Consider the following 19,437-nt stretch of genomic DNA (forward strand, 5'->3'; position numbering starts at 1 on the left):
GCGGCGAGCGGCATCATGATGCGTCGATATGTGGTGAGTGACGTCGTGGCGGCACGGAAAGCAGTGGGCGACCGAGGAGCGGTGGGCGACCGATGAGCACCGAACGGGTGGCGCAGCTTGAATACTCCGAGTTCCAGGCGGCGATGCTCGACGAGGAGAAACGCCGCCGCAAGGCCGCGAAGATCGTGGCGGTGCTCGGTCACTTCCTCGGCCGGGACAAGGACGTCCTCGCCGGGCTGACGGTCGCCGACATCGGGTGCTCGGCGGGGTTCATCGCCGACGAGCTCGCCGCGGCGGGCGCGAGCCGGACGTTCGGCGTCGACATCGACGTGCCGGGCCTGCGCAAGGCGGCCCAGCGGTTCGGTGAGCGGGTCGAGTTCGTGTGTGCCGACGGCACCGCCCTGCCCTTCCCCGACGGGTCCGTCGACGTGCTGGTCTTCAACCACATCTACGAGCACGTGGTCGACCCGGACGCGATCATGGCCGAGATGCGCCGGGTGCTCACCGACGACGGCCTCCTCTACCTGGGACTGGGCAACCGGCTCGGGGTGATGGAGCCGCACTACAAGCTGCCGTTCCTGTCCTACCTGCCGCCCGCGCTGGCCGACCGCTACGTCCGGCTGTCCGGCAGGGCCGACAGCTACTACGAGCGCTACCGGACGCGTCGCGGCCTGCGCAGGATGGCGCGCGGCCTGCGCGTGTGGGACTACACCTTCCCGGTGCTCGCCACCCCGGCGGCGTTCGCCGGGTCCGAGCTGTTTCCCGGGGTGATCGGCCGGGTGGCCGGGGGCGCGCTCTCGCGGATGCCGCGGCCCGTCCTGCGCGCGCTGCTGCCGGTGGTGCCGACCTACCTGTGGGTGGCGACCAAGAGCGACCGCCGCCCCGCCGGAGTGTCCCTGCCGCAGCCGCCCGACCCGGTTCGCACACTGTGAGCTCACGGTGAAACGCCTGGTCCGCATCGCCTTCCTGCTTGTCGCGCTCGGGTTCGGCGCGTGGGCGGTGGCGAGCAAGTGGGACGAGATCCAGACGGGGTTCGCCCGGCTGTCGTGGCAGTCGCTCGTGCTGTCGCTGGTCGCCGTGATCGCGGCGCTGTGCGGCGGGATGATGACGTGGCGGGCGCTATTGGCCGACCTCGGCTCGCCGCTGCCGTTCCGCGCGGGGGCGAAGGTCTTTTTTGTCGGTCAGCTGGGCAAATACATCCCCGGCTCGCTCTGGCCGGTGATCGCCCAGATGGAGATGGGGCGCGAGCTGGGCGTTCCCAGGTCACGCAGCGCCGCCGCCTTCTTCCTGACGCTGCCGGTGCAGCTCGCCAGCGGCCTGCTGATCTCGGCGGTGACGCTGCTGACCGCCCTGCCGGGATCCGTCGCGCCGTACGCCTGGGTGTTCCTGCTGATCCCGGTGCTCGCGGTGGTGTTCGAGCCGCGGGTGATCAACGCGGTCGTCGGGTTCGGGCTGCGGAAGCTGAAGCGCGAGCCGCTGGAGCGCCCGCTCACCCGCAGGGGCATGCTCACCGCGCTGGGCTGGGCGCTGCTCGGCTGGACCGCGTACGGCCTGCACCTGGCGGCGATCATCCATGAGCTCGGGCTCTCGGGCGTGTCGATGGTCGTGTTCTCCATCGGCGCGTTCGCGCTGTCCTGGTGTCTGGGAATCATGACGTTTGTGGTCCCCGCGGGAGCGGGGGTGCGCGAGGTGGCCATGGTGGCCGTCCTGGCGCCGGTTCTGGACCAGGGATCGGCTATCGCGGCGGCGCTCTGCTCCAGAATTGTGATCGTCCTCGGCGATCTCATCTGCGCCGGAATCGCAGGTCTGGCGGCACGACGTTCCGTCGACTCCCAGAGTGATTCCGTTCAGGGAAAAGCCGTGTGATTTCCCCCACGTTTTCAGAGACTCTGGCAATAGAGTTAATGGAAGAAGGGGACGGCTGTCCCGAGTGGATTTTGAGGGGAGCGATCCTTCTTGACGCCTCGAGTGCTCGTCGACGCGGCTGCGGTTCCGGCCGATCGCGGTGCGCTGATCAGGTACGTCGATGGACTCGTCGCCGCCCTGGACAGGGCGGGCGCCGATCTCGCGGTCGTCTGCCAGCGTGCCGACGCCGAGCGGTACGCCGGGCTCGCACCTTCGGCCCGGATCGTGCCCGGACCTCATGGGATCACCAACCGGGCCGCCCGGCTGGCCTGGGAGCAGACCGGCCTCCCGCTCCTCGCCCGGCAGGCCGGCGCACAGGTGATCCACGCCCCTTACTACTCGATCCCGCTCGGCTCGGGCCTGCCGACCGTGGCGACCGTTCACGACCTCACCTGGTTCACCGAGTCCACGCAGCACAACGCGGTCAAGGCGTCCTTCTTCCGCTCGGCGACCCGCACTGCCGTGCGGCACGCGTCGAGGGTGATCGTGCCCTCCAAGGCGACCCGCGACGAGCTGATCCGGGTGCTCGCCGCCGATCCCACACGGATCGACGTCGCCTACCACGGGGTGGACCCGGTGCTGTTCCACCGGCCGTCCGAGCGCGAGATCAAGCACGCCTCCGACCGGCTCGGCCTGCGCGGCACCCCCTATGTGGCCTTCCTCGGCCCCCTGGAGCCCCGTAAGAACGTGCCAAACCTGATCCGCGGTTTTGTGCGCGCCGTTCAGGACCTTGCCGAGCCGCCCGCCCTGGTGCTGGCCGGGAGCATCCGTGACGCCGACGTGGACGCCGCGGTGAGCGAGGTCCCGTCGACCGTGCGAGTGCTCCGTCCGGGCTTTCTCGCCTTCACCGACCTGTCGGGCTTCCTCGGCGGCGCGCTCGTGGCGGCCTTCCCCTCACGGGGCGAGGGCTTCGGGCTCCCGGTCCTGGAGGCCATGGCCTGCGGCGCGCCGGTGCTCACCACGCACCGCACCTCGCTGCCGGAGGTGGGCGGCGACGCGGTCGCCTACACCGAGCCCGACGACGTGAGCATCGCCGACGCGTTGCGGGCGCTGCTGTCCTCGTCGGAGCGCAGGCAGGCCCTGTCCGCGGCGGGGATGGCCCGGGCCAGGGAGTTCACTTGGGAGGCGTCGGCGGAGGCCCATCTGCTCTCCTACCAACGCGCTGCCGAGTAGTGAGCTAGCCTCGCGGAATGATGGAGACCCCTTTGCCGGAGCTCGAGGCGATTCTCCTCGTCGGAGGACAGGGGACGCGCCTGCGTCCGTTGACGCTTGGCACGCCCAAACCGCTGCTGCCCACCGCGGGGGTTCCCTTTCTCGCCCACCAGCTCGCGCGGGCCAGGGCGTCCGGTGTGCGGCGCATCGTGTTCGCCACCTCCTACCGGGCGGAGATGTTCTGCGAGGCCTTCGGAGACGGCTCGGCGTTCGGGCTCTCCCTGGAATACATGACCGAGGAGACCCCGCTCGGCACCGGCGGTGCCATCCGCAACGCCGCCGAGGCGCTGAGCTCGGGCCCGGACGCGCCGGTGCTGGTGCTCAACGGCGACATCCTGTCCGGCCACGACATCCGTGAGCAGGTCGACATGCACGTCGCCCGGGAGGCCGCCGTCACCCTGCACCTGACCGAGGTGGAAGACCCCTCGCGGTTCGGCTGCGTGCCGACCGACGACGACGGCCGGGTGACCGCCTTCCTCGAGAAGACCCCGAACCCGGTCACCAACCGGATCAACGCCGGATGTTACGTCTTCACCCGTTCGGTGATCGACTCGATTCCGGCGGACGAGGTCGTCTCGGTCGAGCGGGAGACGTTCCCCAGCCTGATCGAGGGCGGCGCCCTGGTGCTCGGTTACGCCGACGCGTCCTACTGGCTCGACGTGGGCACGCCCGCCGCCTTCGTCCAGGGCTCCCGCGACCTCGTCCTCGGCCGTCTCGTCTCGCCGGCCCTGCCCGGTCCCACCGGAGACTTCCTCGCCCTGCCCGGTGCCATGATCTCGCCCGAGGCCAAGGTCGGCGGTGGTTCGGTGATCGGCGCCCGCGCGGCGGTGGAGTCCGGCGCCCAGGTCTCCGGCAGCGTGCTCGGCGACGACTGCGTGATCCAGTCGGGCGCGGTCGTGGTCGACTCGGTGGTCGGCATCGGCGCCCGCGTCGACTCTGGAGCGGTCCTGCGCGAGGTGGTCGTCGGTGACCGCGCGGTCGTCGGCCCGGGCAACGAGCTGCTGGCCGGTAGCCGCATCTGGCCCGGCATCGTGCTTCCCGAGTGCGCGATCCGCTTCTCCAGCGACGCCTGATCCCGTACGGGACCGTGAGAGAGCGTGAGTGGTGTTCCACGATGCCGCTCAACCTTGAGCTGACGCTGGGGCCGCACCGGCACGGGAACGGCGATCCCACCTGGAGAAGGACGCCCGACGGGAGCATCTGGCGGACCTCGCGCACGCCCGACGGTCCCGGCACGTTACGGGTGTCCGCCCGGGGCGGGCAGGTCGCCGCCACCGCCTGGGGGCCGGGAGCCGGGTGGCTGCTGGAGACGCTTCCCGCGCTGCTCGGCGTGGAGGACGATCTGTCGGGGTTCGTTCCCGAGCACGACGTCGTCAAGAACGCGGCCAGGCGCTACGCGGGGCTCAGGATCGGGAGGACGTCACGGGTGCTGGAGGCTCTTGTGCCCGCGGTGCTCGAACAGAAGGTCGTGAGCCTTGAGGCGTGGCGGGCGTGGCGATGGCTGCTCGGCCGGTACGGCGAGCCCGCGCCGGGGCCGGCGCCCGAAGGGATGCGGGTCTTCCCCGAGCCCGAGGTGTGGCGGGCCATCCCCTCGTGGGACTGGCACCGGGCGGGGGCCGAGGCCGTACGGGCGCGCACGATCGTGAACGCGGCCCGGCACGCCGTGAAGCTGGAGGCGGCCGGGGGCAGCGCCGACGCGGATCGGCTGTTGCGGGCGCTGCCCGGGATCGGGGTGTGGACGTCGGCGGAGGTGCGGCAGAGGTCGCACGGGGACGCGGACGCGGTCTCGGTGGGCGATTTCCATCTGCCGTCGCTGGTGGGCTGGTCGCTGAGCGGCCGACGGGCCGACGACGCGGAGATGCTGCGGCTGCTGGCTCCCTACCGGGGGCACCGGCACCGGGTCAGCAGGTTGCTGGGGCTGGGCGGTGTGCGGCCACCCCCTCGGGGGCCGCGGATGCCCGCGCGAGACTACCGGTCGTTCTGAGGCCATCCTCTTCCGAGGCGGCAGCGGTGCCGGAGGAGACGGCGGGCTGCCAGTCGCGCCCGTCGCGGGTGTCGGCTCCGATCAGCGGAGCGAGGACGGCGACGGCGGCGAGGGCGAGGAGAAACCAGATCATTTTCTGCTCCTGAGGCGGGTTCCGGTGTGATGCCTCTAATGTATGTATACGCAAGCATTTACGTCTATCGAGATCTGCTTGTGTGAACCGTTTAGCAGAACTGCATCGTTGCGAGTTCTATTCCGGCTCTGTCCCCCATAACCCCCCGACCCGCCGCCCGACCGATGGGCGCTCCGTCGTACTGTGCGGGAATGAGCGTGAACCCCACCGATAACGCGATGCGCCGGGCCCTGGCCAGGGCCCGCGACGGCAAAGCTCTCGACGTGACCGAAGCCACCGTCCTGCTCCACGCCAGGGACGAACACCTTGAGACCCTGCTCGGGCATGCCGGCCGAGTCAGGGACGCGGGACTGGAGGCCGTGGGGCGACAGGGAATCATCACCTACAGCCGCAAGGTCTTCATCCCGCTGACCCGGCTCTGCCGGGACCGCTGCGGTTACTGCACGTTCGCCACCGCCCCGCACAAACTGGAGAGCATGTTCCTCAGCCCCGACGAGGTGCTGGAGATCGCCAGGCAGGGCGCGGCCATGGGGTGCAAGGAGGCGCTGTTCACCCTGGGCGACCGGCCCGAGGACCGCTGGCACCAGGCCCGCGAGTGGCTGGACGCGCACGGCTACGACGACACGCTGTCCTATGTCCGCGCGATGGCCATCCGGGTGCTGGAGGAGACCGGGCTGCTGCCCCACCTGAACCCGGGCGTCATGACCTGGAAGGACCTGCAGCGTCTCAAGCCGGTCGCGCCGTCCATGGGCATGATGCTGGAGACGACCTCGCGACGGCTGTTCGAGGAGAAGGGACAGGCGCACCACGGCTCACCGGACAAGGACCCCGCGGTACGGCTGCGCGTGCTGGAGGACGCGGGGCGGACGAACGTGCCGTTCACCAGCGGGATCCTCATCGGCATCGGCGAGACGATCGAGGACCGCGCCGAGTCGGTGTTCGCGCTGCGCAAGGTGGCGCGCGAGTACGGCGGGATCCAGGAGATCATCGTCCAGAACTTCCGCGCCAAGCCGGACACCGCGATGCGCGGCATGCCGGACGCCGACCTGCAGGAGCTGGCCGCCACGATCGCGGTGACCCGGCTGGTGATGGGCCCCAAGGTCCGGGTGCAGGCGCCGCCGAACCTGGTCGACTCCGAGTACGAGCTGATGATCAGGGCGGGCATCGACGACTGGGGCGGCGTCTCCCCGCTGACGCCCGACCACGTCAACCCCGAGCGCCCGTGGCCCCAGATCGAGGACCTCGCCGCCCGTACGGCCGCCACCGGGTTCACCCTGCGCGAGCGGCTGACCATCTACCCCGAGTACGTACTGGCCGGGGAACCCTGGCTCGACCCCCGTCTCAACGCCCACGTGGCCGCCCTCGCCGACCCCGAGACCGGCCTGGCTCGCGAGGACGCGGTCCTCGTCGGCCGCCCCTGGCAGGAGCCGGACGGTGGTTTCGTCTCCCTGGGACGCACCGACCTGCACACGGCCGTCGACACCGAGGGCCGGACCAATGACCGCCGCGACGACTTCGACAACGTCTACGGCGACTGGGAGGCGCTCAAGGAGCGTCTCCCCGCCGCCTCCTCGGTGGTCAGGGGCGACGTGCGGCAGGCCCTGCGGCAGGCCGAGAGCGATCCCACCAAGCTCACCGACGCGCAGGCGCTCGTCCTGCTCGACGTCGCGGGCGACCCCGACGGCACCGGGGCGGACGACGCGGCGCTGGAGGAGCTGTGCCGGATCGCCGACGGTCTCCGCAGGGAGGCGGTCGGCGACGACGTCACCTACGTGGTGAACCGGAACATCAACTTCACCAACGTCTGCTACACCGGCTGCCGATTCTGCGCCTTCGCGCAGCGCCGTACCGACGCCGACGCCTACACCCTGTCGCTGGAGCAGGTCGCGGACCGGGCCTGGGAGGGCTGGGAGGCCGGGGCGACTGAGGTGTGCATGCAGGGCGGCATTCATCCGGACATGCCGGGCAGCGCCTACTTCGACATCGCCAGGGCGGTCAAGGCCCGGGTGCCGGAGATGCACGTCCACGCCTTCTCGCCCATGGAGGTCATCAACGGCGCGAGCCGTACCAACCTGTCCATCGAGGACTGGCTGACCGCGGCCAGGGAGGCGGGTGTCGACTCGCTTCCCGGCACCGCGGCCGAGATCCTCGACGACGACGTCCGCTGGGTGCTCACCAAGGGCAAGCTGCCGACCAAGGAGTGGGTCGAGGTCATCTCCACCGCCCACAGGGTCGGCATCCCGACGACGTCCACGATGATGTACGGCCACGTGGACAACCACGCGCACTGGGTCCAGCACATCCGGCTGATCCGCCGCATCCAGGAGGAGACCGGCGGATTCTCCGAGTTCGTGCTGCTGCCGTTCGTTCACCACAGCTCGCCCATCTACCTGGCGGGGATCGCCCGGCCCGGGCCGACCGCGCGGGAGAACAGGGCCGTGCACGCGCTGGCCCGGATCCTCCTGCACGGCGCGATCAAGAACATCCAGTGCTCCTGGGTGAAGCTCCAGGACGGACTGTGCCGAGAGGTGCTCCAGGGCGGGGTCAACGACCTCGGCGGCACGCTGATGGAGGAGACGATCAGCCGGATGGCGGGATCGGAGAACGGCTCCTTCAAGACGATCACCGACCTGGCGGCCATGGTGGCCCCGACCGGGCGGAGGATCCGGCAGCGGACCACCTCCTACGGCGTGCCGGACGCGGACCGGGTGGCCGCCGCGGCGGCGAGCGACGGCGTCTGCCGTAGCGTGCGCACCCTCCTGCCGCTTGAGCGGTTGTAGCGGGGTTTGTTCGCGGTGAACTTCAGACCCGTTGGAGTTCAATGAAAATCTAATGGGGGTCCGGCTGTGCGGCGTGGGAGTGGTCCCAGGCTTCCCTCAGGCTTTACGGCCGGACTCACCGTTCTCGGTTCCACCGGAAAGGGTCGCGGTCGTCGGGAGATAAAACCTTCCGCGTGGCGATGATCTACCGGGACATTGTGGTCCGTTCCCGGCGGCAAGCCCTTGAGGTGCGGGCTTTCGGCGGAATGGCGCGGTCGAATGCGATCGGACTCTCTCCTCTGATTCCCGTTGGTTATCGGGGCGTCATCCGATGTGCCCAAGGCTTTGGGCCTTTCTGGGCGATCAATGAAGTTCCCTCCAATACCGTGGGATTCAGGTTCTGCGCCGCGTCGGTGTCGGCTCCGTCGTCTCCGTTTTCTCTCCATTGTTTTCGACACCGATTCGGCGTCCCGTCAGCCCGGGTATCGCCCAGGCGCGAACTGGTTTGACATGGAGTGATCCATCATGATCAAAGTCAGGAACGCTCTCGCAGCCGGAACGATGGTGGCATCCGCTCTCATCGCACCCGTGACGATGCCGGCCCAGTTTGCCAGCGCCGACACCGTGGCCCGGACCACCTCCACGACCTCCACCTCCACCGTCCTCCAGAAGCCCTGCCGCAAGCACAAGAACCCCGACAGGTGCCGTCTCCGTCGCGGCGCCGGCCACGGTCTCGGCGGTGGCGGCGGCACGGGCACAGGCACGGGCACGGGCACGGGCAAGGCCAGCGGCATCGGCATCACCGACGACACCAGTCCCGCCAGCGGCGGGCAGGGCGGCAGCGGCGCCGGCGTCAACAACTGAGCGGCGGTATCAACGACCGACCCGTGGGCGGCGGCTCTCCGAGCCGCCGCCCACGCCGCGTCACCGCACGTCCGTGAACTCCGCCGTTTGATGCCTGGCGACATTTGCGCCGGACCGGCCACCGTCGAATGCAGCCGAAGGCGGGAGGCGGCCCGGTGGCGACCACGGGCCGAGGTCCTCGACGAGGAGGGGCATTCTCCGGTCATTTGAGTAGTCGATGACATACCCTAAGTGACGAAATCCTGCTCTTCCCCCTAGGTAGGAGTGTGTCGATGGACGGCTCGGACGGCCGGATCGTGGTTCTCGTGGTGATCGCGGTGATCCTTTTCGCCGTCGGACGGCGCTTCCAGCGGACGATGGACACGTGGGCGGGCTGGGGAAAGGCGATTCAGGCGGCGGCGGAGGCCGCGGCGAAGATCCCGGAGGCGAAATCGGCGGCGTGGGCGGCGGTCCGGAGCATGATCATGATCGGTCTGGGGGCGCTGATCCTGTTCGCGGTGGTCGCGAACGCGATCCGGTTCGGATGAGGCCCCGGCCACGGGACGGCTCTCAGCGGACGACGACGAAGTCGGCCGCCTGTCTCGGTGCGCGGTCCCGGGGCGGGGCGGCCGGATGGCCGATCGCCACGGCGCCCATCGGGTCCCAGCCGGGGGGCAGGTCGAGGACCTCCCTGACCACGTCGCGGCAGAACATGGTGGACGACACCCAGGCGGAGCCCAGGCCCTCCATCGCGAGCTGAACCAGGAAGTTCTGCACCCCGGCGCCCATCGCGACCACGAACATCTCCCGCTCGCTCGCGTTGCGCCGGTCGTCGCGGTAGGTGTGCGAGCCGTCCATGACCAGGCAGGGCACCGCGAGGTACGGCGCCGCGCGCAGTACGTCGCCACGCCTGATCCGCTTGGCGATCGACTCCTCGGAGAAGCCGTCGCCGCGCAGGTCGGTGATCCACGCCTCGCGCATGGCGTCGAGCAGTTTCTCGCGGACCCCCGCCGACTCCAGCAGGACGAACCGCCACGGGGTCGTGTGGTGCGGGGCGGGCGCGGCGATCGCGGCGTCCACCGCCCGGCGGACCCCGGCGCCGTCCACGGGCCTGTCGGAGAACTCGCGGATGGTCCTGCGGGCGAAGAGCACGTCGCGGGAGCCGTACCGGAACATGTCGTCCTCGGACGGGCGGACCAGTTCGCGGACGCCCGGCCCGTGCTCCTCGGTGGTGTACTCCGCCATGCCCCTGATCACGGCCACCGGGGTCTGCGCGAGCTTGCCCTTGACCAGGTCCCCGGCCGCGGCGAACTCGTCGGCGACGGCGGTCAGGGTGACCTCCAGCGCGTTGCCGTGGTCGTCGGACAGGCCCCGGTAGTCGAGTGCGGGGGTCACCCCCGCGATGCCGACGGCCATGTCGGTCTGGCCGTTGCGCCAGGTGCGGCCGAACGTGTCGGAGATGATCACACCGACCGACACGCCGAGCCGGTCCCGGATGCCGGTGCGGATGGCCGCGGCGGAGGCGTCCGGGTCGACGGGCAGCAGCACGACGGTGCCGGGCTCGGTGTTGGAGGCGTCCACCCCGGCCGCGGCCATGACAAACCCGTGCGTGGTCTGCGCGATCACCGTCTCGCCCCGGCGGGCGACCACCCGCGTGGTCTCGCCGGCGATCGCCTCGTTGCGGCTGACGCCCCGGAGGGTCCGGCCCTCGGCCTTGCTGGAGATCTTGGAAGTGACCACGAGGATGTCGCCGTCGCGCAGACCCGGCATCGCCGCGGCGATCAGCTCGCCGACGTCGTCGCCCTCCCGGACCTCGGGAATCCCGGGAATCGGGAAGATCTCCACCCGGATGTCGGAGGGGCCTTCCTTCCCGCGCCTGATCCTGCTCACCGGGCGTCCTCACCCTGCGGCGCGGTGCCTCGCCGGGCGGCGATCTCCGTGGCCAGGTCGAGGGCGGCCTGGGCGATGGCCCCGGCGGACTCGACGTCGTGCATGATCAGGGGGCGGGCCTCGACGAGGACGCCGTCGAGGGCGGTCCCGGCGTCCTCCTCGGCGACCAGCCAGCCGTCCATCAGCGGCGAGCCGTACAGCTCCAGGACCGCCTGGGCGGTGGTGTCCACGCCGATCGCGGTGAGGCAGGCGTCGGCCATGCCCCGGACGGGAGCGCCGCCGACGATGGGGGAGACGCCGACGACCGTCTTGGCCTCGAGCGCCTCGCGAATGCCCTTGATCTGCAGGATCGTGCCGATGCTGACGACGGGGTTGGACGGGGGCAGGATCACCACGTCGGCGTCGGCGATGGCCTGGAGCACCCCGGGGGCGGGCTTGGCCTCGTCCGCGCCGACCAGGATGATCTGCTCGGCCGGGACCGAGGCGCGCAGCCGTACCCACCACTCCTGGAAGTGGACGGCTCGGCGGCCCTGCTCGTCGGAGATGACCACGTGGGTCTCGGTCCGGTCATCGCTCATCGGGATCAGCCGCACGCCCGGCTCCCAGCGTGCGCACAGCGCCTCGGTGACCGCCGAGAGCGGATATCCGGCGTCGATCATCTGGGTGCGCACGATGTGAGTGGCGAAGTCGCGGTCGCCCAGGCCGAACCACTGCGGCTCGACGCCGTAGGCGGCCAGCTCCTCCTTGACGACGTACGACTCCTTCTGCCGTCCCCAGCCCTGCTCCTCGTTGATGCCGCCACCCAGGGTGTACATCACGGTGTCCAGGTCGGGGCAGACCCGCAGACCGTAGAGGCTGATGTCGTCACCGGTGTTGCCGATGACGGTGATCTCTGAACTGGGAGTTACGGCGAGGAGGCCACGTAGGAAACGGGCTCCTCCGATTCCGCCGGCGAGGGCCACAATGCGCATGTCGTCCAGTCTTCCATTTGGTGGGCCGGGCCGTTCTAGGGGGCAGCCGGGGGAGTGGGGGACAGTCTTTTCATGATCGTTATGATCATCGTCCGCGCTGGCGAGGCCGCCTGGCCCAATGTCCGAAATATGGGGCAATAGGGTTCAATGTAGTACTTATGAGATTGGTGGGCTTCTTGAGACCACCGACACCAAAGTCGGCCATGTGCAAAACTGGCCCGGGTTTACCTAAAGACCCTATGGGGGTAGTTGTGATCAATGTCGAGGCAGGCCGGCTTCGAGAAGCGGCTGCATGGCTCATGGTCGCCGTCGCGTCTATGGGCGTTCTCGTCGGCATCGAACGGCTGCTGTTCGGCGGGTTGCCTTTTGCCCTTCGTGCGGTGGGATACGTGGGTGATCTCACCTCGCCGGTGGTCACGGCGCTGCTTGTCGGCGCGGTGCTGCTGGCCAGTCACCTGGGCCCGGTGATCACGCGGTTCAACCTCATGGTCTACGCGGCCGTGGGAACCCTTGGGCTCTCCGCACTGTTCGGCCTGGTCGGACTGTTCGGCGGAGTTTTCAGCGGTGCGACGGACCTCATGCAGAAGATCGAGTTTCTTCTCCCCAGTCTTCCCGCACTCGGGTTGACCGTGGTCGCCCTGCTCTATCTGCTGCCGAAGGCGACTTCGGCCCGGGCCCCGGCAGGCGGCATCCGCGCCGAGGCGGCCTTCGGCCGCCCCCAGGAGCAGTACGGCTACGCCCAGGGGCAGGCTCCCGCGCAGGGATACGCGCCTCCCGGACAGGCCCCCTCCCAGGGACAGGCCCCCGCCCAGGGGTACGCGCCTTCCGCGGGTCAGCCCTCCCAGGGGCACGCCCCTCCCGTGATGGGTCAGGCGCACTCCCCCGTGCCCACCCCGCAGGGCGGGCACGGGCATGTCCAGGGACAGCCGCCCCAGCAGGGCTTCCAGCCGCAGGATCAGGCACCGCAGGGCGGGCACGCCTATGCGCAGGAGGCTCCGCCCGCTCCGGCACCCCACGTTCCGTACAGCCCGCCGGCGCTCCCGCCCGCGCCCAGCTCCGCCAACGCCTCCGAAACGTACGGTCAGCCCGCGGAGGGGTACGGCCAGCCGCAGGGAGGTGCCTACACCCCGCCGGCGAACGACGGATACTCCCAGGCCGCCTACGCGCAGCCGTCTCCGGAGGGTCAGCAGTACGGCGCCCCGTCGGGCGCTTACGCGCAGCCTCCTGCGGAGGGGCAGCCGTATGGCGCTCAGCCGGGCGCTTACGCGCAGCCGCCTGCGGAGAGTCAGCAGTACGGCGCCCAGACCGGCGCCTACGCGCAGCCGCCTGCGGAGGGCCAGCAGTACGGCACCCAGCCGGGTACCTACGCTCAGCCGCCTGCGGAGGGGCAGCCGTATGGCGCTCAGCCCGGCGGCTACGCTCAGCCGCCTGCGGAAAGTCAGCAGTACGGCACCCAGCCTGGCACCTACGCGCAGCCGCCTGCGGATGGTCAGCAGTACGGCGCCCAGACCGGCGCCTACGCGCAGGCTCCGCAGCAGCCCGCCCCGCAGGCTCCGCCCGCTCTCCCGGCCCCGCCGGCCGAGGTCTACACCCCGAGTCCGTACGTCGCGGCGGACGTCCAGCCGCCGGCCCCGCCCAAGCCCTACGAGTCGCCCGCGGCCTACGACCCGCTGAACTATTCCGCTCCCCTGGAGCAGTCGTCGGCCCCGGCCTATGCGGATTCGCAGCTTCCGGGCTACGGACAGCACTCCGAGACCCAGCCGGGCTACACCCAGCAGCCCGATTCCCAGCGTCCGGGGTACGGGCAGCAGGACTCGCAGAACTACGCCCAGCAGCCGAACCCCCAGCCTTCGGGGTACGGGCAGCAGGACCCTCAGGTTCCGGGGTACGGGCAGCAGGACTCGCAGATCCCGGCCTACGGACAGCAGGACTCGCAGATCCCGGCCTACGGACAGCAGGACTCGCAGAGCTACACCCAGCAGCCCGATTCCCAGCGTCCGGGGTACGGGCAGCCCGACTCCCAGCCTCAGGGGTACGGGCAGCAGGACTCGCAGAACTACGCCCAGCAGCCGGATCCCCAGATCCCGGGCTACGGGCAGCAGCCCGAGGCGCAGGCACCGCCGTCGTACGCACCGGCGGAGAGCCGCCCCAACCTGTCCTTCGAGAGCCAGTCGCAGTCGTCTTTCCCGCAGCCGCCGGAGAACTACGGCCAGCCGTTCCCCGGATACTCCAGCACGGAGTTCGGCCGGCCGACCGACCAGAACCCGCAGTATCCGGCGCCGGCACCCGATCCGGTGGACCTCCGCTCCCAGCAGATCGCCCAGGCATACCAGCAGGCGGAGAGCTACCAGCAGCAGGCGCAGGGCACAGAACCGCAGTTGCGGGTCCCGGACTACCCCGAACACACGGCCTACCCGGAACACGCGGCCCCCGCGAGCAGCGGGAGCTACGACGACCCGTTCGGTCACCCGCAGACCCCGCAGACCTCCCAAACCCCGCCGGCCGCGCAGCCATACCAGCAGCAGACCAGCCACCAGTGGGACTCCTCGGCCGAGGCGACACTCCGTTTCGACCCGAATGCCTACCAGGCGGACCCGCTCGGCGCGCCCGGCCCCGCATCCAGATCTTGGGACTCCCAGCCCATAGACCCCACGGCGATCTACAAGCCGGAGCGATCGGCCCAGGTCACGGAAGAGGAAACCCCCGATAGAGAGAGGGTGGGCCCCGGTCAGGATCAGAACATGTCCTGGTACGGTTCCGACCGCCGAGAGCACTGAAGGGCCAGGCGATCGTCACGATCGCATGGGGCGATCACCGTCGTGGCGAGCACACGACCCAGCACCGGGGAGAGCAGGTCTTTCCCCGGATACCGGCATGCCGCTTGACGCCACACGGGGCGCGCGCGTGTAATTACACACGTGTTGTTACGCCTTTCCTCTGGGTGGGTAAGAGGGAGGCGTTCATATGGGGGGCTCCATTTGCGGGCGTGCGGCAGGGAGGTGTGCAGTGACCGACCTGGTCATCGCACAGGACAGCATCGCTGAAGAGCAGCTTGGCTGGCAGGAACGCGCCTTGTGTGCGCAGACCGACCCCGAGGCGTTCTTCCCGGAGAAGGGAGGCTCCACTCGGGAGGCCAAGAAGGTATGCCGCTCCTGTGAAGTGCGTGCCGAGTGTCTTGAGTACGCACTTGAGCATGATGAGCGGTTTGGCATATGGGGTGGGCTCTCCGAGCGGGAACGCCGCCGGATCAAGCGTGAGGCAGTCTGACAGGCAGTGCGTGGCGTCCATTGAGGACGCTTGGCGAATATCTCCAGGGGCCACGTGGCCGGCCGGTCGCGTGGCCCTTTTTTTGTGCATACGACCAGGCATAAGACGTAGAGGGACATAGGGTGCCGTATCGTTGTCGCCGATCAGCACCCCCCTCTGAACCGCGGGACGTATGTCCATCACCGACCCCCCACGCACCCACCACACCGTCACCGCGATCGTCGTGTCCCACGACGGCGCCCGCTGGCTGGGGGAGACCCTTGAGGCACTGCTCAAGCAGACCCGGCCCGTGGACCGGGTCGTCGGGGTGGACAACGGCAGCAGGGACGGCAGCGCCACACTGCTGACCGGCTCCCTCGGCCCGAACGCCGTGCTCACCCTCCCTCGCTCGACCGGCTTCGGCCAGGCCGTCGCCGAGGTGCTCGACCGCCTGGGACCCGGCGGGGGGCAGGAGTGGATCTGGCTGCTGCACGACGACTGCGCGCCGGACGCCCGAGCCCTGCAGACCCTGCTCTGGGCCGCGGACCAGGATCCCAAGGCCGGAGTGCTCGGCCCGAAGCTCCGCGACTGGATGGACCGGCGGCTCCTGCTGGAGCTCGGCGTCACCGTCGACCGTACGGGCCGCAGGGACACCGGGCTGGAGGCCCGCGAGTTCGACCAGGGGCAGTACGACGACGGCATCAAGGACGTGCTCTCGGTCTCCAGCGCGGGGATGCTGATCCGCAGGGACGTCTGGGACGAGGTGGGCGGGCTCGACCCCGCCCTGCCGCTGTTCCGTGACGACCTCGACCTGTGCTGGCGGGTCAGGGCCGCCGGGCACCGCGTGCAGAACGTCCCCTCGGCGGTCGCCTGGCACGCCGAGGCCGCCACCCGCCGCCGGCGTCGCATCACCGCCAGCGGCGACCACCCCCGCCGCCTGGACCGCCGTAACGCCATCTTCGTGGTCATGGCGAACCTGCCGTTCCGGCCCCTGCTGTGGGCGCTGGTCCGCAACCTGTTCGGCTCGATCTTCCGTACGGTGCTGTTCCTGGTGGCCAAGCAGCCCGCCAACGCGATGGACGAGTTCGCCGCGTTCGGCTCGGTGTTCGGCCATCCCACCCGGATCATCAGAGCCCGGCGCGCCCGGGCCAAGGGGCGCAAGCAGAGCTACGCGGCGATCAGCCGGCTGCTGACCCCGCCGGGCGCGGGCTACCGGCGGCTCGCGGACCGGGCCCAGAGTTACCTCGCCGGGGCCGGTTTTGTGGAGTCCGCGGGCAGGCACCATCTCGTTGCCCCCACGCAGCAGGAGGAGGACGGAGAGGAGCTGCTCGCCGATGCCGGGGTGCTGCAGCGAACCTTCAGCAACCCGGGCGTCCTGCTCTTCCTGGCGCTGGCCCTGGTCACGCTGATCGCGGAGCGCGCCCTGCTCGGCGGCGCCAGGATGGGAGGCGGCGCGCTCGTCCCGGTGGTCGGCGGGGCCTCCGACCTATGGAACCTCTATACCGAGGGATACCACCAGACGGGTCTGGGCAGCGACGGGTGGGCTCCGCCGTATGTCGCGGTGCTGGCCGCGCTGTCTACGGTGCTGCTCGGCAAGACCTGGCTCGCGGTCTCCCTGCTCCTGCTCGGCTGCGTGCCGCTGGCCGGGTTCTCCGCCTACGCGGCGACCCGGTCGTTGATCTCCGGACGGTGGACCCGCGTCTGGCTGGCCTCCTCCTACGCGCTGCTGCCCGTGGCCACCGGCACGATCTCCGCCGGACGGCTCGGCACCGCCGTGGTCTTCGTGCTGCTGCCCGTCTACGCGGCGCTGGCCACCACCGTGCTCGCGGGAGAACGCCGCCGCGCCCGCCGCGCCGCCTGGGGCCTCGGTCTCCTCCTGGCCGTCGGCACGGCCTTCGCCCCGCTGGTCTACCCCCTCACCGCGATCCTCGGCGCGCTGGCCGCACTGGCCTTTCCGCGCCGGGGCGTCGTCGTCTCGGTGGTCATCGCGTTCGGGGTCCCGCCGGCACTGCTGTTCCCCTGGCTGGCCCAGATGGTCAGGAACCCGGGGCAGCTCCTGCTGGAGGCCGGGCTGCACCAGCCCGGCCTGGTCGACCCCCGGCTGCCCGCCGAGTCGCTGCTGCTGCTCAGCCCCGGCGGTCCCGGAATGCCGCCGCTGTGGGTGACGGGAGGCCTCATAGCCGCCTGCCTGGGCGCGCTGCTGATGCGCCGCAACCGGATGATCATCGCGGTCGGCTGGGGCGTCGCGCTCTTCGGCGTGCTGGTGGCGATCCTGGTCAGCAGGACCCCGGTCACCTCCCTGAACGGCGATGCCCAGGCGCCCGCCTGGCCGGGAGTGCCGCTGGCCTTCGCCGCCACGGGCATGCTCATGGTGGCCGCCCTCACCGCCCACCGGATCGCCGAGTTCTACGCGGCGGGCGGGACGCGCAGGATCGCCGCACTGGCCGTCGTGCTCGTCGCGTTCTCCACACCGCTGCTCGCTGCGGGCATGTGGATCACCAAGGGCGTGGAGGGGCCGATCAGCGGAACCGTGCGCGAGGTGGTACCCGCGCTGGCGGCGGTCAACTCCGCCGGCGGCGAGCGGACCCTGATCCTCCGCGCCAAGCAGGGCGCGCTGACCTTCACCGTGCTGCGTGGCCGGACCCCGGTGGTCGGCGAGGCCGACATCCCCGTGCCCGACGGCCCCCGCGAGCAGGTCCGTATCGCCGTGGCCGGGCTGGTGTCGGGCAGGGGCGGCGACGACGCCCGCGTGCTGGTGACCCACGGCGTGCAGTACGTCGTGATGACCGCACCGGTGGATCCGGAGATCAGCCACGCGCTGGACTCCCAGCCGGCCCTGGCCAGGATGAGCCTGTCCCGCACGGTCGGCGTGTGGCGGCTGGTCCAGCCCGCCACCCTTCCCCCCGCCCCGCCCGATGACCCCTGGCACAGTCGCTGGCTCTTGGCACAGGCCCTGATGGTGCTGGTCGTCTCAGTCCTGGCGGCGCCCGGCTCACGGACCGAGACCGACGAGCAGGCCCCGCAGGACAGGTCCGAGCCCGTGAGAGAGCTGGCCACCCGGTGAAATCCCTGATCGAGAACAGGTTCGGCCTCCTGGTCCTCGTCCTGGTGGCCCTGCTCGCCCTGTACGGCGTGGCCTTCGCGACCCAGCCGAAGGCCGTCGCCATGCCCGTGCCCAAGGCTCAGAAGGTGCCCGTCGCCTCCGTGACGGCCGTCTGCCCCGATCCCGGCGACACCGACGTCGGCGTGGTCACCCCGCCGGGCGGCCAGGGCCCGGGAGCCACGACGCTCGACGCGAAGGGCAAGACCCTCGCCACCCTGGACACCCCCGGCAACCTCTGGCACGAGAAGATCCCCGCGAAGTCTCCGCCCCTCGTCGTGACGGCCACCGGGAGCATGGCCGCGGGCCTGGAGGCGGCGCAGACCCGCGAGGAGACGGCGGGCGCGCAGCGGGGGCTGGCCGGAGTACGGTGTGCCGAGCCGGTCGCGAGCACCTGGCTGATCGGGCCGGGACCGTCCGCGGCCGACGTCACGCTCCACCTCACCAACGCCGACCTCGCTCCGGCCATCGTGGAGATCATGGTCTACTCCGGCGAGGGCCCGGTGGTCGGCGACTCCGGCGGCGCGTTCACGATCAAGCCGGGCGAGAGCCGTACGATCGACGTCAGGGACCTGGCGTCCTCACCCCTGGTGATGGCCGTCGAGGTGCGCACCAGCTCCGGCAGGGTCACCGCCGCGGCCCGGGCGGTCATGAACAACGGGCGGGGCGTCGACTGGCTGCCGGTGTCCGCCCCTCCCGCGACCCGTGTCGTGGTGCCGGGCATCCCGGGCGGCGGCGGCAAGCGCGAACTGCTCGTCGCCTCCATATCCGAGGCCGACACCCTGGTCGAGGTCAAGGCGCTCACTCCCGACGGCACCTACGCCCTCAAGGGCCGCGAGCTGGTCGAGGTGCCCGCGGGCTCCGTCGCCACCCTCGACCTGTCCAGCGGGATCGGCGGTCAGCCCTCCGCGCTCGTGCTCACCTCGGACACGCCGATCGTGGCCGGGGTGAGCGTCACCGGAACCGGCGCGAGGAGCGAGGTGGCCTTCACCGCCGGGGCGACCCCGATCGACCTGGGCAGCGTGGTCGCCGACAACCGCACGGGCGGAAAGAAGAGCTCCCGGCTCCTGCTGACCGCGCCGGAGGCGGCGGGGAAGGTGAACGTGCAGGTGGTGCCGCGCAAGGGCGAGGCACCCCCGCCGGTCGAGGTGAACATCGCGGCGTCACGGACCAGGGAGATCAAGCTGCCCAAGATGGGCGACGCCTTCTCGGTGGTCGTGCTGCCGCTGCCGGGTTCGGGGCCGGTGTACGGCGGGCGGGTGATGGACGAGCCGGTCAAGGGCGGCCTCGTGCTGACCGCACAGCCGCTGGCCCCCGCCCGCCTGTGGGCGCTGGTTCCCCCGATCACCGAGTCGGTGGCGACGGTGCTGCCCTGAGGCCCTGGAGCTTTGAGG

The 19,437-nt window shown here is 70.6% G+C and carries 14 protein-coding genes; 12 read left to right on the forward strand and 2 right to left on the reverse strand.

The window, feature by feature from the left end:
- The first annotated feature begins 92 nt into the window (after positions 1-92).
- The 8 genes from CHC08_RS41140 (at position 93) to CHC08_RS41175 (ending at position 9,384) form a co-directional block, all read left to right on the forward strand.
- On the forward strand, positions 93-932 hold the full coding sequence (locus CHC08_RS41140; RefSeq protein WP_089212813.1) for a class I SAM-dependent methyltransferase: 840 nt from the start codon (positions 93-95) through the stop codon (positions 930-932).
- Between the two features lie 7 nt (positions 933-939).
- A complete protein-coding gene (locus CHC08_RS41145) occupies positions 940-1,866 on the forward strand; it encodes a lysylphosphatidylglycerol synthase transmembrane domain-containing protein (protein ID WP_089212814.1) in 927 nt (308 codons plus the stop codon).
- Positions 1,867-1,956: 90 nt separating this feature from the next.
- Positions 1,957-3,078 (forward strand): glycosyltransferase family 4 protein, encoded by a 1,122-nt coding sequence (locus tag CHC08_RS41150; RefSeq protein ID WP_089212815.1) that lies wholly within the window; start codon positions 1,957-1,959, stop codon positions 3,076-3,078.
- Positions 3,079-3,095: 17 nt separating this feature from the next.
- The gene (gene manB / locus CHC08_RS41155; RefSeq protein WP_089212816.1) at positions 3,096-4,190 is read left to right on the forward strand and encodes a mannose-1-phosphate guanylyltransferase; all 1,095 of its coding nucleotides are present in this window, start codon (positions 3,096-3,098) and stop codon (positions 4,188-4,190) included.
- Positions 4,191-4,231: 41 nt separating this feature from the next.
- Positions 4,232-5,101 (forward strand): DNA-3-methyladenine glycosylase family protein, encoded by an 870-nt coding sequence (locus CHC08_RS41160; RefSeq protein WP_089212817.1) that lies wholly within the window; start codon positions 4,232-4,234, stop codon positions 5,099-5,101.
- Between the two features lie 324 nt (positions 5,102-5,425).
- Positions 5,426-8,014, forward strand: a complete 2,589-nt coding sequence (locus CHC08_RS41165; RefSeq protein ID WP_089212818.1) for a bifunctional FO biosynthesis protein CofGH — start codon at positions 5,426-5,428, stop codon at positions 8,012-8,014.
- A 504-nt stretch (positions 8,015-8,518) separates the two neighbouring features.
- Complete coding sequence (locus CHC08_RS41170; protein WP_089212819.1) at positions 8,519-8,857, forward strand: hypothetical protein; 339 nt, start codon at positions 8,519-8,521, stop codon at positions 8,855-8,857.
- A 272-nt stretch (positions 8,858-9,129) separates the two neighbouring features.
- On the forward strand, positions 9,130-9,384 hold the full coding sequence (locus tag CHC08_RS41175) for a hypothetical protein (RefSeq protein ID WP_089212820.1): 255 nt from the start codon (positions 9,130-9,132) through the stop codon (positions 9,382-9,384).
- A 22-nt stretch (positions 9,385-9,406) separates the two neighbouring features.
- Here CHC08_RS41175 and CHC08_RS41180 read toward each other — a convergent pair whose 3' ends face one another.
- Both CHC08_RS41180 and cofD read right to left on the reverse strand, forming a co-directional pair.
- On the reverse strand, positions 9,407-10,726 hold the full coding sequence (locus CHC08_RS41180; protein WP_245878889.1) for a coenzyme F420-0:L-glutamate ligase: 1,320 nt from the start codon (positions 10,724-10,726) through the stop codon (positions 9,407-9,409).
- Positions 10,723-11,697: a 2-phospho-L-lactate transferase gene (gene cofD / locus CHC08_RS41185; RefSeq protein ID WP_089212821.1), complete on the reverse strand. Its 975-nt coding sequence runs from the start codon at positions 11,695-11,697 to the stop codon at positions 10,723-10,725. Before cofD ends, CHC08_RS41180 begins: the two co-directional genes overlap by 4 nt.
- Before the next feature lie 317 nt (positions 11,698-12,014).
- Here cofD and CHC08_RS41190 point away from each other — a divergent pair, with 317 nt between their 5' ends.
- The 4 genes from CHC08_RS41190 to CHC08_RS41205 all read left to right on the forward strand — a co-directional run bounded on the left by CHC08_RS41190 (position 12,015) and on the right by CHC08_RS41205 (position 19,419).
- On the forward strand, positions 12,015-14,474 hold the full coding sequence (locus CHC08_RS41190; RefSeq protein WP_143653565.1) for a hypothetical protein: 2,460 nt from the start codon (positions 12,015-12,017) through the stop codon (positions 14,472-14,474).
- Positions 14,475-14,703: 229 nt separating this feature from the next.
- Positions 14,704-14,964 carry a WhiB family transcriptional regulator gene (locus tag CHC08_RS41195; RefSeq protein WP_179282507.1) on the forward strand — a complete coding sequence of 87 codons (261 nt, stop codon included), beginning with the start codon at positions 14,704-14,706 and terminating at the stop codon, positions 14,962-14,964.
- A gap of 172 nt (positions 14,965-15,136) precedes the next feature.
- Positions 15,137-18,007 (forward strand): glycosyltransferase family 2 protein, encoded by a 2,871-nt coding sequence (locus CHC08_RS41200; protein ID WP_089212823.1) that lies wholly within the window; start codon positions 15,137-15,139, stop codon positions 18,005-18,007.
- On the forward strand, positions 18,004-19,419 hold the full coding sequence (locus CHC08_RS41205) for a DUF5719 family protein (RefSeq protein WP_089212824.1): 1,416 nt from the start codon (positions 18,004-18,006) through the stop codon (positions 19,417-19,419). Before CHC08_RS41200 ends, CHC08_RS41205 begins: the two co-directional genes overlap by 4 nt.
- Positions 19,420-19,437: the final 18 nt, after the last annotated feature.

Source organism: Streptosporangium subroseum (assembly GCF_900188345.1).
In the GTDB taxonomy this organism is placed as follows: Bacteria; Actinomycetota; Actinomycetes; order Streptosporangiales; family Streptosporangiaceae; genus Streptosporangium; species Streptosporangium subroseum.